This is a genomic window from Polynucleobacter sphagniphilus (genome assembly GCF_001953355.1).
Lineage (GTDB): Bacteria > Pseudomonadota > Gammaproteobacteria > Burkholderiales > Burkholderiaceae > Polynucleobacter > Polynucleobacter sphagniphilus.
This window is the reverse complement of record NZ_MPIY01000001.1, coordinates 153,170-167,334: the sequence shown is the minus strand read 5'-3', so window position 1 is coordinate 167,334 and position 14,165 is coordinate 153,170. Positions and strand designations below refer to the sequence as shown.

General features: G+C 44.3%; 14 protein-coding genes. 2 read left to right on the top strand and 12 right to left on the bottom strand.

Going from position 1 to position 14,165, the window contains the following annotated elements:
- Positions 1 to 2 precede the first annotated feature (2 nt).
- The 5 genes from BOQ04_RS00860 to clpB all read right to left on the bottom strand — a co-directional run bounded on the left by BOQ04_RS00860 (position 3) and on the right by clpB (position 5,840).
- The gene (locus BOQ04_RS00860; protein ID WP_076022887.1) at positions 3 to 353 is read right to left on the bottom strand and encodes a hypothetical protein; all 351 of its coding nucleotides are present in this window, start codon (positions 351 to 353) and stop codon (positions 3 to 5) included.
- 57 nt (positions 354 to 410) lie between these two features.
- Positions 411 to 992 carry a hypothetical protein gene (locus tag BOQ04_RS00855; RefSeq protein ID WP_076022886.1) on the bottom strand — a complete coding sequence of 194 codons (582 nt, stop codon included), beginning with the start codon at positions 990 to 992 and terminating at the stop codon, positions 411 to 413.
- Positions 993 to 1,068: 76 nt separating this feature from the next.
- Positions 1,069 to 1,509, bottom strand: a complete 441-nt coding sequence (locus BOQ04_RS00850) for an HIT family protein (protein WP_076022885.1) — start codon at positions 1,507 to 1,509, stop codon at positions 1,069 to 1,071.
- A gap of 88 nt (positions 1,510 to 1,597) precedes the next feature.
- Positions 1,598 to 2,896, bottom strand: a complete 1,299-nt coding sequence (aceA, locus tag BOQ04_RS00845) for an isocitrate lyase (protein WP_076022884.1) — start codon at positions 2,894 to 2,896, stop codon at positions 1,598 to 1,600.
- 340 nt (positions 2,897 to 3,236) lie between these two features.
- Positions 3,237 to 5,840, bottom strand: a complete 2,604-nt coding sequence (gene clpB / locus BOQ04_RS00840) for an ATP-dependent chaperone ClpB (protein WP_076022883.1) — start codon at positions 5,838 to 5,840, stop codon at positions 3,237 to 3,239.
- A gap of 137 nt (positions 5,841 to 5,977) precedes the next feature.
- Here clpB and BOQ04_RS00835 point away from each other — a divergent pair, with 137 nt between their 5' ends.
- Complete coding sequence (locus tag BOQ04_RS00835) at positions 5,978 to 6,220, top strand: GIY-YIG nuclease family protein (RefSeq protein WP_076022882.1); 243 nt, start codon at positions 5,978 to 5,980, stop codon at positions 6,218 to 6,220.
- Positions 6,221 to 6,307: 87 nt separating this feature from the next.
- Positions 6,308 to 9,073, top strand: a complete 2,766-nt coding sequence (gene mgtA, locus BOQ04_RS00830) for a magnesium-translocating P-type ATPase (protein ID WP_076022881.1) — start codon at positions 6,308 to 6,310, stop codon at positions 9,071 to 9,073.
- Between the two features lie 76 nt (positions 9,074 to 9,149).
- On the opposite strand, the gene BOQ04_RS00825 is transcribed toward mgtA, so the two are convergent.
- The 7 genes from BOQ04_RS00825 to thrC all read right to left on the bottom strand — a co-directional run bounded on the left by BOQ04_RS00825 (position 9,150) and on the right by thrC (position 14,159).
- Positions 9,150 to 9,665: a hypothetical protein gene (locus BOQ04_RS00825; RefSeq protein ID WP_076022880.1), complete on the bottom strand. Its 516-nt coding sequence runs from the start codon at positions 9,663 to 9,665 to the stop codon at positions 9,150 to 9,152.
- 41 nt (positions 9,666 to 9,706) lie between these two features.
- Positions 9,707 to 10,201, bottom strand: a complete 495-nt coding sequence (gene pal, locus BOQ04_RS00820) for a peptidoglycan-associated lipoprotein Pal (protein ID WP_076023152.1) — start codon at positions 10,199 to 10,201, stop codon at positions 9,707 to 9,709.
- A gap of 74 nt (positions 10,202 to 10,275) precedes the next feature.
- Positions 10,276 to 10,635 carry a hypothetical protein gene (locus BOQ04_RS00815; RefSeq protein ID WP_076022879.1) on the bottom strand — a complete coding sequence of 120 codons (360 nt, stop codon included), beginning with the start codon at positions 10,633 to 10,635 and terminating at the stop codon, positions 10,276 to 10,278.
- 46 nt (positions 10,636 to 10,681) lie between these two features.
- Positions 10,682 to 11,149 carry a molybdopterin synthase catalytic subunit MoaE gene (gene moaE, locus BOQ04_RS00810; protein WP_076022878.1) on the bottom strand — a complete coding sequence of 156 codons (468 nt, stop codon included), beginning with the start codon at positions 11,147 to 11,149 and terminating at the stop codon, positions 10,682 to 10,684.
- Position 11,150: 1 nt separating this feature from the next.
- Positions 11,151 to 11,408: a molybdopterin converting factor subunit 1 gene (gene moaD, locus BOQ04_RS00805; protein WP_076022877.1), complete on the bottom strand. Its 258-nt coding sequence runs from the start codon at positions 11,406 to 11,408 to the stop codon at positions 11,151 to 11,153.
- A gap of 35 nt (positions 11,409 to 11,443) precedes the next feature.
- A complete protein-coding gene (locus BOQ04_RS00800; protein WP_076022876.1) occupies positions 11,444 to 12,685 on the bottom strand; it encodes a molybdopterin molybdotransferase MoeA in 1,242 nt (413 codons plus the stop codon).
- Positions 12,686 to 12,716: 31 nt separating this feature from the next.
- Positions 12,717 to 14,159 carry a threonine synthase gene (thrC, locus tag BOQ04_RS00795; protein ID WP_076022875.1) on the bottom strand — a complete coding sequence of 481 codons (1,443 nt, stop codon included), beginning with the start codon at positions 14,157 to 14,159 and terminating at the stop codon, positions 12,717 to 12,719.
- Positions 14,160 to 14,165: the final 6 nt, after the last annotated feature.

Below are 14,165 nucleotides of genomic sequence, written 5' to 3'. Positions count from 1 at the left end.
TCTCAGCTTGCTACAGCCATCTCCAAAAGCTGAGAAAGTTTTTCATAATGACGCAGTGCTTTCTTTGATGGCTGCACCCACTTCCGCCTTTGATCAACGCTATCAGTTACCAGCTTAATATAGCCCAAACGATCAAGCTTTTTAATACGGCCATGCAAAGTTGCCTGAGAGCCAATCTGACTCAAGACCAATAAATCACCCACCAGAATTTCGCGATTCTGTGTATACCCCAGCATAACTTGATCGAGCAATTGCGTCTCAATTGCATCCAACTTTTTCTCTGGCTTTTTTGCATCCATTGCACTTAAGCAATTCAGGAAACGCAAGTATGAAGAATGATTAATCTTACTCATGGCTATATTTCGTTCTATGTTTTCTAATAAATCTCTTATTTAGAGATGATTGTAAGCTTATTTTTTTAAGCGAAGAATGACTTTGATCAATTCTTTATTGCGCAATATAAACACGGCTGCACAGACAAAAATGGCATTACCGGCTAGGTTACCCATGATAGTTAAATAGCCTGCGTGGATAATGTTCCCGCCACCCAAATACCCAATATCCAATTGGCTATAAGTGTATGCATAAACAAAACCATTGCAAATGCTAGCTAGGGTGGCAAGTATCACTATTTGATAGTAGCTGAGGCCATCAAGACTAGGATCAATCCTAAAACACCACAGCATCAATTCCACTAATAGATACAGGGCCAGACTGACAGCTATTGCTAGCAATAGCCAATCACTCCAAAATTGTACTGAGTTCATCAACATTAAACGACTGAAAATGGCAATGCCAGAACCGAGTGCGCCACGCCAGTTAAATATTAAGATTGCAAACAACTTCATGCCTGCCGGCATAAAGACGAAATAAGTGATCGGACTGCTCTGCAAGCCTGGAATCAAAAAAGTAAAGCCAAAAAAAACCCAATACAGCAAGAAAGAGATGCCTATCTCTGATAAATTATTTTGAAGGATTTTGCTGATAGTCACAATGGTTAATCTTTCAATTGATTATACCTTTTATAAACTCTTGGATAGCAGATGCACTTGTCCAAAGGAGATGCAATCAGAATAACGCGGCAATACCTGATTTAATGGCTGCCGGTAACTCTAAGACCTTTGCCTTGCGGGCATCAAGAGTTGATTTTGGTGTGTCTTGGGTTTTTTCAGACCAGGCAGATCCAGGAAAGAATGGATCATCATTAAATCGGGGAATAATATGCCAATGGATGTGGGGAACCATATTGCCCAGCGAGGCTACGTTGATCTTGTCAGGGTTCATGACATGACGAACCGCCGCCTCAACCACAAAAACCAAATCCATCAAATGGCCACGTTCAGCAGAAGTGAGATCAGTCATCTCAGCCACATGATCAGCCCAAATCACACGACAAAACCCCGGCAAATTAGGGTCATTTATCAAGATCACCCTGCAATCATCTCCGCGCCAAATCAGAGTTTCCCCATCTGTAGAAGATGCTTCTTTACAAAGTATGCAATTGGTCATAATAGAAATGTATATGAAAAAGGCATCTAAGTCACCCTTGTGAGGTAATTTAGATGCCCAGGTAATACAAACTACTTAGGGATTCGATTTAGTGGAATTGCTCTTCTTCAGTGGAGCCTGTCAACGCAGTCACGGAAGACTTGCCACCCTGAATGACTGTGGTGACATCATCAAAGTAACCGGTACCAACTTCTTGCTGATGCGAAACGAAAGTGTAACCACGATCACGCGCTGCAAATTCTGGCTCTTGAACTTTTTCTACGTAAGCTGTCATGCCGCGCTTAGAGTAATCTTGTGCCAAGTCATACATGTTGTACCACATAGAGTGAATACCAGCGAGGGTAATAAATTGATACTTATAGCCCATTGCCCCTAGTTCGCGTTGGAATTTAGCAATCGTTGCATCGTCCAGATTTTTCTTCCAGTTAAATGATGGCGAGCAGTTGTAAGCCAACATTTTTCCAGGGAACTTCGCACGAATCGCTTCAGCAAACTTGCGAGCAAAGTCAAGGTCGGGCGTACCAGTTTCACACCAAACCATATCAGCGTATGCAGCATAAGCCAAACCACGTGAGATGGCTTGATCCAAACCCTTGCGAGTTTTGTAGAAGCCTTCTGGAGTTCGTTCGCCAGTCAAGAATGGCTTATCGTTTTCATCGTAGTCTGATGTCAATAAATCAGCTGCTTCAGCATCAGTACGCGCCAAGATGATAGTCGGTACACCCATTACGTCTGCAGCTAAACGCGCAGAAATTAATTTTTGTACAGATTCGGTCGTTGGCAGCAATACCTTCCCACCCAAGTGCCCGCACTTCTTAACTGAAGAGAGTTGGTCTTCGAAGTGAACGCCAGCAGCACCCTGCTTAATGAGCGCCTTACTTAATTCAAATGCATTTAATACGCCACCGAAACCAGCCTCAGCATCGGCAACAATTGGTGCAAAGTACTCAATATAACCAGCATCACCGGGATTGATGCCCTTTGCAGTCTGAATCTCATCAGCGCGTTGAAATGAGTTGTTGATGCGCTCAACCATTTTTGGAACTGAATCCACTGGATACAAAGATTGATCTGGGTACATAGCAGCATATGAGTTACCGTCAGCCGCAACCTGCCAACCAGAAAGATAAATCGCCTGAATTCCGGCTTTAACTTGTTGCATTGCTTGGCCACCAGTCAATGCACCCAAACAATTTACATAAGCTTCGTTATTGACTAAATCCCACAATCTTTCAGCGCCATGCTTAGCTAAAGTATGTTCAATCTTTAATGAACCACGCAAACGAACAACGTCTTCGGCCGTATAGCCTCGGGTAATACCTTTCCAGCGTGGATTTGTATCCCAATCTTTTTGAATTGCTGCGATTTCTGCTTTGCGATCTGCCATGTTTTTCTCCCTAAGTTAAACAAGTACCTCTGATATATCGAAATATTTAGACAATTAACTCTTATGTCTTATATAAGAGTTTAGATATATTGCAAAACGATGCAAGCTAAATTGATGGGATTTAAATAAATATTTAATCCTTTTAAATCAGTTACTTATATTATTTTTTTACATTATGAAAATAAAAATCAACCGATGAAATACAAATCACCCCCTAATGCTGTATTGCTTTTTACGCAGCGCAATAACATTTCATATTATGAAATGTTATTGGAGAAACCAAAATAAAGGCGCTCAAAGAGCGCCATATCCATCAGGACATTTTGTTACCCAAAAATTGTTAATGCACTTGGCGCGTAAAACTAAAGTCACCTTTAGAGTCCACATCCACTGGCACCACATCCTTAGGGCCAAACTTGCCTTCTAAGATCATCTTAGAAACTGGGTTTTCAATATGCTGCTGAATTGCACGCTTTAGTGGGCGAGCTCCAAACACGGGATCAAAACCAACTTCAGCTATCTTGCCTAAGGCGGCATCACTCACATCAAGTTGCATATCTACCTTAGCCAATCGATCTGACAAGTTCTTCAATAAGATCTTGGCGATATTTGCAATATTGCCTTTGTCGAGTCCATGGAATACCACGATCTCATCAATACGATTCAAAAACTCAGGACGGAAGTGATTCTTTAACTCCTCAAATACGGCATCTTTGATTTCAGATTGCTTCTTATCGGTCATTGACTGAATCAAATGCGAACCAATGTTGCTGGTCATGACGATCACAGTGTTCTTAAAGTCCACGGTACGACCTTGACCATCAGTCAAGCGACCATCATCTAGTACCTGTAAGAGTACGTTGAATACATCTGGGTGCGCTTTTTCAATCTCATCAAACAAGATCACACTGTATGGGTGACGACGAACTTGTTCAGTTAAATAACCACCCTCTTCGTAACCAACATAGCCGGGAGGCGCGCCAATTAAGCGTGCAACACTATGCTTCTCCATGAACTCACTCATATCAATACGAATAAGATGATCTTCGCTATCAAACAAGAAGCCAGCTAATGCCTTGCAAAGCTCGGTCTTACCAACGCCAGTAGGTCCAAGGAATAAGAACGAGCCATAAGGACGATTCTCTTCTGCCAGTCCGGCACGCGAGCGGCGGATAGCATCAGATACTGCCCGAATAGCCTCTTCCTGGCCAACAACGCGCTGATGCAACAACTCCTCCATCTTCAGCAACTTGTCTCGCTCACCTTGCATCATCTTGGATACTGGAATACCGGTTGCACGAGAAACAACTTCAGCAATCTCTTCAGCGCCAACTTGGGTGCGCAAGAGCTTATGTTTCACAACACCATCTTTATCGCCCTTAGCTTCTGCAGCGGCGGCGGATTTGAGCTTAGCCTCCAACTCTGGTAATTTTCCATATTGAAGCTCTGCGACTTTCTCTAACTTACCTTCGCGCTGTAATTTAGCGATATCTGCCTTGATCTTCTCAATTTCCTCTTTGATGTTGGCAGCGCCCAAAACGGCACCTTTTTCAGCTTTCCAGATTTCCTCCAGATCGGCATACTCAGCACCAAGGCGCTTGATTTCATCCTCAATCAGACCTAAGCGTTTTTGGGATGCCTCATCTTTCTCTTTTTTCACGGCCTCACGTTCAATCTTTAATTGAATCAAGCGACGCTCTAATTTATCCATTACCTCTGGCTTGGAGTCAATCTCCATCCGAATACGTGAGCCGGCCTCATCGATCAGATCAATTGCCTTATCTGGCAAAAAGCGATCCGTAATATAGCGATGCGATAACTCAGCAGCCGCAACAATTGCTGGATCAGTGATTTCAATACCGTGGTGCAATTCGTAACGCTCTTGTAAGCCGCGCAAGATCGCAATGGTTGCTTCGACACTAGGCTCCTCAACCATCACCTTTTGGAAGCGGCGCTCCAAGGCAGGATCTTTTTCAATGTATTTACGATATTCATCTAGCGTAGTAGCCCCAATACAATGCAACTCACCACGAGCTAATGCGGGCTTGAGCATATTGCCTGCATCCATTGCGCCATCGCCTTTACCAGCGCCTACCATTGTATGAATTTCATCGATAAAAATGATAGTGCGACCTTCATCCTTAGCCACATCACTTAAGACAGCCTTCAATCGCTCCTCGAATTCACCTCGATATTTGGCGCCAGCCAATAGCAAAGCCATATCCAAGACCAAGACGCGCTTATCTTTGAGGGTTTCTGGAACCTCGCCATTGACAATACGTTGGGCCAAACCCTCGACGATGGCTGTTTTACCAACCCCAGGCTCGCCTATCAGCACCGGATTATTTTTACCGCGACGTTGCAAAATCTGAATAGTGCGACGAATTTCATCATCGCGCCCAATCACCGGATCTAATTTACCCATCCGTGCACGCTCTGTTAAATCCACAGTGTATTTTTTTAAGGCTTCACGCTGGCCTTCGGCATCTGCACTATTCACTGATTCTCCTCCGCGTACTAATTCAATGGCCGCCTCTAATGACTTCCGATTTAAACCATTTTCACGAGCAATTTTTCCGAGCTCACCCTTATCTTCGGAGACTACCAATAAAAACAGCTCACCTGCAATAAATTGGTCGCCACGCTTATTGGCCTCTTTTTCAGTCAAGTTGAGCCAATTACTTAAATCCCGACCCACCTGCACTTCCCCACTGGTACCCTGTACCTCAGGAAGATTGCCAATTAATTTTTCAGTGGCTTTTTCCAAGCCAGGTACGTTGACACCAGCTCTTGTTAGCAAGCTCTTAGCTCCACCATCCGAATCACGCAACATAGCCAATAGCAAATGGGCAGGCTCGATATATTGGTTGTCTTTGGCCAGAGCCAGACTTTGTGCCTCACTCAAGGCCTCTTGAAATTTAGTTGTTAATTTATCTATTCTCATTTTTCTATCTCACATATTCCATGTATTCTTATCTATAGAATATAAGGACAATATGACCAATTTCAAGGTTTTTGCCCCGCTTTAGGCAAAACCCCTAGCCCGGCTTCTCACAATACTCCTTCAAGAACCCACTTATTTTGTCCTGGCTCGTATACCTACTCCAATGCGCTGATGGCAGTTTTTATGCTGGCATTACCAATCGCCTGGAGCATCGCCTGGAAGCCCATAATTCGGGGGAGGGTGCGCGCTATACCCGCTCACGTAGACCAGTGATTCTCCTGGCAACCCAAGCCCATCAAGACCGCTCAGAGGCCTCCAAGGCAGAGGCCAAGCTAAAACGCCTACCCCGAAAGAAAAAAATAGCCTTTTTTGAGAGCTAAGGCAATAAAATTCATCAACTGGCTACATGCAACGGCCTTATTCATGTCATAGACTTGTAATACTCCTCATCGCATCGGGCATTGCATATGAAGCTCTCATTTCTCAGCGAATTCTTTAATCGGTTCATTAGCAATCGAGGTATGCGGAGACACTTTCGTCGCCTAGCGATGTTTGACTCATTTCATGGGTCTGGTGCCAGTAAAGACATACCAGCAAGTATTTCTCATAAATTAAGCTTAGCAGCTACCAGCACTATTGACGAAGTCATTCAAACACTTGGCTCTCATGAACATGGGTTGACAGAAACGCAAGCATTTGCAGTGCGTGAGCTCGTTGGCCTAAATGAAATTCAGCAGGAAAAACCACCTCCCTGGTGGATGCATTTGTGGCGTTGCTACAAGACCCCCTTTGACATTCTACTGACCGTCCTAGCCATCATTTCTTATATTACTGAAGATATGAAGGCCACCGTTGTGATTGGTAGCATGGTCTTCCTATCCGTTCTGATTCGCTTTTGGCAAGAAAGAAAATCCAATAAAGCTGCTGATGCACTTAAGGCAATGGTAAGCAATACCGCTACCGTCATCAGGCGGGATCCGAGTGAATCTATTTTGGAAGAAGCGCAGGTTCATTTTGGAATTCAATCGCACCCTGAGATGAGCGAAAGAACGGAAATCCCTATAAATCAGTTGGTACCGGGCGATATTATTGCGCTCTCTGCGGGCGATATGATTCCAGCTGATTGCCGCATATTGAGCGCTAAAGATTTATTCGTCAGCCAAGCCGCGATGACCGGCGAATCTCTACCTGTTGAAAAATTCGCATCTCCAAAATCAGCCCAAACAAATAACCCTCTGGAGTTTGAGAACCTCGCCTTTATGGGTACTAACGTGGTCTCGGGAACGGCAACCGCAATTGCGATCAGCACAGGGGATAGCACCTATTTTGGAGTATTGGCTAAGGATCTAACGACTTCTAATCAAGAGCCTACACAGTTTCAGATGGGTGTTAATAAGGTGGCCTGGCTGCTAATTCGCTTCATGATGGTCATGACGCCACTCGTATTTTTCATAAACGGCTTTACCAAAGGCGATTGGGCAGAAGCATTTCTGTTTGCAATGTCCGTAGCGGTGGGCCTAACCCCAGAAATGCTGCCGATGATTGTGACATCGACGCTAGCCAAAGGTGCGGTGGTGCTCTCGAAGCAAAAAGTGATTGTGAAGCGCTTGGATGCCATCCAGAACTTTGGTGCAATGGATGTGCTTTGCACAGATAAAACCGGCACCCTCACACAAGACAAAATTTTCTTAGCAAATCATACAGATGCATGGGGCAAAGATTCAGATGATGTGCTTGAGTTTGCCTATCTCAATAGTTTTTATCAAACTGGCTTGAAAAATCTACTCGACGTAGCCGTGCTGGAATACAAGCATGTATATAAGGAGCTCAATCCCACGGTAAACTTTCATAAGATCGATGAAATTCCTTTTGATTTTCAAAGAAGGCGCATGTCGGTTATCGTCTCCAATCACGAAGGTAAAAACATCCTCATTTGTAAGGGCGCTGTTGAAGAGATCCTCAGCATTTGCACTACAGTGCAACAAGGGGGTCATAAGAGCAAACTAACCCCTGAAGTGTTAGCCAGTGTGAAGGAGGTTACCGCCGACCTCAATGAGGATGGCTTACGAGTTGTTGCGGTAGCCACCAAGTCCTTTGATGTCTGCAAAGAAACATTTAGCGTTGCAGATGAATCGGGTCTTATGCTGATTGGCTATGTAGCATTCTTAGACCCCCCAAAGGAATCAACAGCCCCAGCTTTAAAAGCGCTGGCCGACCATGGAGTCACCGTCAAAGTATTAACGGGCGACAATGAGCTGGTAACCACTAAAGTATGCAAAGAGGTTGGATTAGATGCCAGCGAAATTATCCTTGGATCCCAGATTGAGATCATGGATAACGAGGCGCTATCCGCGATAGTTGAGTCACATCATATTTTTGCCAAACTGACTCCAGCACATAAAGACCGAATTGTTCGCTCACTCAAGGCTGCAGGTCATGTAGTTGGATTTATGGGCGATGGCATCAACGATGCGCCAGCCTTACGCTCAGCAGATGTTGGAATCTCCGTCGATACTGCAGTTGATATCGCTAAGGAAGCGGCCGATATCATCTTGCTAGAAAAGAGTTTGATGGTTCTAGAGGAGGGTGTAATTGAGGGTCGCAAAACCTTCGGCAATATGCTCAAGTATATTAAGATGACTGCCAGCTCAAACTTCGGAAACGTTTTTTCCGTATTGATTGCAAGTGCATTTATTCCCTTCTTGCCCATGCTCCCAATGCAGTTATTGGTACAGAATTTGTTATATGACATCTCTCAGATTGCCATTCCTTTTGATAATGTCGACCCAGAATCCGTCAAACTCCCTCAACGCTGGAATCCTGGTGATATAGGCCGCTTTATGGTCTTTTTTGGACCGGTCAGCTCGATCTTTGACATCACAATTTATTGCGTCATGTGGTTTGTTTTTTCAGCGAACTCAGCCGAACACCAATCACTATTTCAATCGGGTTGGTTTGTTGAGGGGCTAATGACCCAAACATTGGTAGTGCACATGATTCGCACTAGAAAAATTCCATTCATCCAAAGCCGTCCGGGAAACGCCTTATTAGCAATGACAATAGCTATCATGGCGGCAGGTATATTTCTGCCTATGGGCCCACTAGCGTCCTACTTCAAAATGGTGCCGCTACCGTTGACTTATTTTCCAATCTTGGGAGCCATCTTAATTGGATATATCGTACTGACTCAACTAATGAAAAACTTTTATTCAAAACGCTTTGGTTGGCAATAATTATTTTTTAGATAGTAAAAAAGCCACGCGAGCGCAGCTTTTTTACTATTCATTACAGTACAAAAATTCGAAGCTCTTAATTGCCCCGTAACTTCTGCATTGTCTCTACCCACTGAGACTTAGCATACTGAATACGCATTGCCCGCTCCTGATTGGCAACGCCTATGGTGACCCGTTTAGACAAAAGATCTGCATACACAGCATCAATGTTCTTATAAAAATCACTATAAACGGCTACTAAAGCCGGCTTAGGAAACTCATCCGAGATGGCCCTGCAGACTACAGTGGAATCTTTAAAACGGCTCAAAACAATTGCTTGTTCAGGTGTGATCTTCTCGCTTGAATTAAATAACTCTTGCGCATTCGGATTATTTGCAGTTAACGAGATAACGTGAGCATCTACAAATTTCGCATCATCCGATTGATTGACCTTAGCAATACAGTCATTTAATTTTTTCTGAATGACATTCACCTGCTTTTGCAATTGTTCACCACTATTATTACTTGCGGGCTGAGATACGGATGTTTGTGTTCCAGCACAACCAGTCAAAGCAACTAGCAACAAGCACATGACCTTGTAAGTATTTTTCATCCATTTTCCTAATTAATTTGTTTTTTAACAAAGTCTGTTGCTTAACGATAAACAATATCAGCGCGACGATTTTCTTTAAAAGCGGCCTCGGTTTGCGCAGGATTGACAGGCTTCTCTTTACCAAAGCTCACCGCCTCAAGCTGGGATTCATTCACTCCAAGAGCCATCAAGGCTTTTTTGACAGCCTCAGAACGCTTTTCACCCAGTGCTAAGTTATATTCTGCTGTCCCACGATCATCTGTATTACCCTGAATAATGATCGAAGCTTTTTGTTTTTCAAATGCCTTTAAATAGGCAGCATGGGCAGAAATCACCGGAGCATATTTTGGATCGATGGTGTAGCTATCAAACTCAAAATAAATAGAGCGCTTTCCATAGACGCTTGATTTAGGATCGCTAATGGGATCGTAACCACTTCCACCCCCGGCATTGACCGATGGCACACCGTTGGTGTCATCCAATTTCACACCAGTACTACAAGCGGCAACAAATAAGATGAGACATGCCAAAGGCACAATTTTCAATAATTTCAACATAATCATTTTTCCCAAAAGAGACTCAACATGAGTCTTATAAAAATTAGGGGCGATATATATCACCCCGCCAAAAATTAGGCGTTTATTTTGGGGGGTTTAAATGCAGAGTCTGGAAAGTTTTGCGTTCTCAAATCGTCGTTCTCGAAAATGTACTTACGCTGTGTAAATTCAGGTAATGTCAGCGTATTGTTCATCTCACTAAGATGCGCTGTGATATGACTCATGATATTCAATGAACTCACTTGATGATGCTTATCATCGGCCGACTCTTTACTGGCATGAGCACCTTGACTTGCCGCACTTAAATTGAAGTGCGTTGTTTGATAGGCGCGCTCCAAGGCTGCCTCAATAAATATACTTGAAGCTGCAACCTTAAAGGCGAATAAAAAGAGGCAAATACCTAAAACGATTGTTTTAGAAGAACGCGGTAGCATCACTCAGATTCTATACCTTTCTGATGATTTTTAATCTGATAACCGTTTAGCTCTTGGGCTTATTTTCTACCCAGCGTGCCATAGCCACATCATCAGTAACGCGCGCATCCACCCACCGACCACCCCCAGGAGTTTCTTCTTTTTTCCAAAAAGGGGCTGCAGTCTTGAGGTAATCCATAATGAATTCACATGCAGCAAAGGCTTCCCCGCGATGGCTACTAGTCACAGCAACCAGGACAATTTGATCTTCTGGAAGCAATGGACCAACCCGATGAATAATTAAGGCCTGCCGAATATCCCAGCGCGCTTTGGCTTGAGCGGCAATATTCTCTAGTGATTTCTCAGTCATTTGTGGGTAATGCTCAAGCGTCATTCCCTTGACCCGGCAACCCTCATTCATATCGCGAACCGTACCCAAGATGCTAACTACCGCACCTACTTGAGCATCACCCTTGCGAAGGGCGGCAATTTCAGTGCCGAGATTAAAGTCTTCTTCTTGAATACGAACAGTCAATTTAACCCCCGGTCACTGGTGGAAAGAAGGCAATTTCAGCACCCTCTTGTAATGCAGTATCTTCAGGCACCATCTCATGGTTAAGCGCACATCGAATCGGCTTTCCTTCCGCCAACACTTGAGCCCACTGGCCCCCACGCTCACGTAAATATGAACGCAAATGCGAAATTGTTTTAATCTGACTTGGGATATCAATAGCCTCCTCGGAGCAAGCCAAGGCTTCACGTAATGAGGCAAAAAAACGTAATTGAAGGTTCATATGACTTTCGTAATCACTTAAGCTCAAAACATCTTTTAAGATAGTAATGCACTAAAGGGTATGTATTTAACCAATGCACCAGCCTTAAATGTTTGTCCGGCAGGACAGTCAATCAGACCATCTCCCCATGAAGCACTAGTGAGCACACCCGAACTCTGGTTGGGAAACACATCAAGGCCGCCATTGGAATTGACTTTGGCCCTTAAAAATTCATTGCGGCGATCTGCTTTAAGCCAATCAAAATCAGCCCGCATTTGATAGCTTGGTGGAAATAAGTCATTGCGTCCAGCTAACTTCAAAATAAAAGGTCGCACGAATAATAAAAAGGTGACAAAACTTGAGACTGGATTACCAGGTAAACCAATAAACCAGGCCTCTCCATCCGCAGATGAATCTGACTTACGAACAGCACCAAATGCCAGGGGCTTACCAGGCTTAATAGCGATTTGCCATAAATCTAAACGCCCCTCAGCAGTCACAGCAGGCTTAATATGATCTTCTTCGCCCACCGATACCCCACCAGAGGTAATGATCAAATCATGCTCTTTACTGGCTTTACGTAAAGCTTCACGGGTTGCATCCAAACGGTCAGGCACGATTCCTAAGTCCGTGGCATCACAACCCAAGGAGCGCAAACAGGCCAACAGGGTATCGCGATTCGAATTGTAGATTCCACCAGGTTTTAGCGGCTCACCGGGCAAAGCCAACTCATCACCCGTAAAGAATGCGGCGACCTTGATGCGCCGTTTGACATTGAGGTGGGTGAGACCGGCTGAAGCGGCCACTCCCAATTCTTGTGGGCGCAAAATCATTCCGGCGTGCAAAGCTGTTTTGCTGGCACTTAAATCTTCACCACGTCGGCGAATCCATTGCCCCAATTTAGGAACACTATTAATTTGAATATGATCAGCTTGAACCTCTACCGCACTGCAGTCTTCTTGCATGACTACGGCATCAGCCCCAGCTGGAATAGGGGCTCCTGTAAAAATACGTGCAGCAGTTCCAGGCTGTAATTGAAGACCCATAGATCCAGCAGGAATGCGCTGAGTCACTTTCAATGTAGTGCCAGACGAGAGGATATCGGTGCAGCGCACTGCATAGCCATCCATAGACGTATTGTCCAAGGGAGGCACGTCAACTTGACTAGCAATATCGCCAGCCAAAACACGTCCGAGTGCAGCTTGGGTTGTAACGAGCTCACTTTCGTGAACTGGTTTTGCATGAGCCAATAGATGGTCCAAGGCCTCTTGCGCAGTCAACATCGGCGGCTTATTCATCTGACCTTAAATAATGGAAGCGCTAATTGATTTAATTCAAATGCTGAGTGATGAAGGCTTTGACCTGATTCACATCAGCATCGATATTTTCAACGCGTTGTGGTTTTGATTTGATATCTTTAAATGCTGGAGGACATTCTGCAGGGCGTCCTAGAGCCAACTCAATTGTCTCTTCAAATTTAATAGGCAAGGCCGTTTCCAATACCAGCATCGGAATACCTGTTTGTAAATGCTCACGAGCAACCTTCACACCATCAGCGGTATGGGTATCAATCATGATGCCATATTGCTCATCTACATTACGAATGGTTGCCAAGCGGTTTTCATGAGTACTGCGTCCAGACTGGAAACCGTACTTCCCGATCTCTTTAAAAACAGAGTCTTTGGATAAATCAAAGCCACCAAACTGGTCCACCTGCTTGAACATATCAGCAGTAAGCTTGCCATCTTGACCCATCAGATCAAATACAAAGCGCTCAAAGTTACTCGCCTTAGAAATATCCATCGAGGGACTTGAGGTGTGCAAAGTTTCCGCTGATTTTCGCGCACGATAAACGCCAGTGCGGAAGAATTCATCAAGCACGTCATTCTCATTGGTGGCAACAACTAAATGTTCGATTGGTAAACCCATCATGCGAGCAATATGCCCAGCACAAATATTTCCAAAGTTTCCTGAAGGTACGGTAAACGATACCTTCTCACTACTAGACTTAGTCGCTAGGAGATAACCCTGGAAGTAGTAAACGACTTGAGCGACTACCCGCCCCCAATTAATTGAGTTAACTGTGCCGATTTGATTGTTAGCCTTAAAAGCGTGATCATTACTAACTGCTTTGACAATATCTTGGCAATCATCAAACACGCCAGCAACTGCCAAATTAAAAATATTGGGATCCTGCAAGGAATACATTTGTGCAGACTGAAATGCACTCATCTTGCCGCGCGGTGAAAGCATAAATACTTTGACACCCTCTTTACCGCGCATAGCGTACTCGGCAGCACTACCAGTATCACCAGAAGTTGCACCCAAAATATTGAGATTCTGACCTGCGCGCTTTAAGGCGTATTCAAATAAATTGCCAAGCAATTGCATCGCCATATCCTTAAATGCTAAGGTAGGCCCGTTTGAAAGACTCAGTAAGCCAATACGAGTTCCCTGCTCCTCACCCAACCAATGCAAAGGCGTAATGTCTTTTGCATTATCTTGAGGACGTCCATTGCAGTAAACCTGCTCAGTGTATGTTTTACGGAGCAAAGATCGCAAATCATCTTCAGGAATGTCATCGCAATATAAACTGAGAATTTCATAAGCAAGATCAGCGTATAACAAGCTACGCCATGCATCTAACTGCGCCGGCGTAATCTGCGGGTATTCCGTTGGCAAATACAAGCCGCCATCTGGCGCTAAACCACCAAGTAAGATCTCAAGAAAGGATTGTTGCGGGCTATTGCCACGAGTGGATTGGTAACGCATATATGG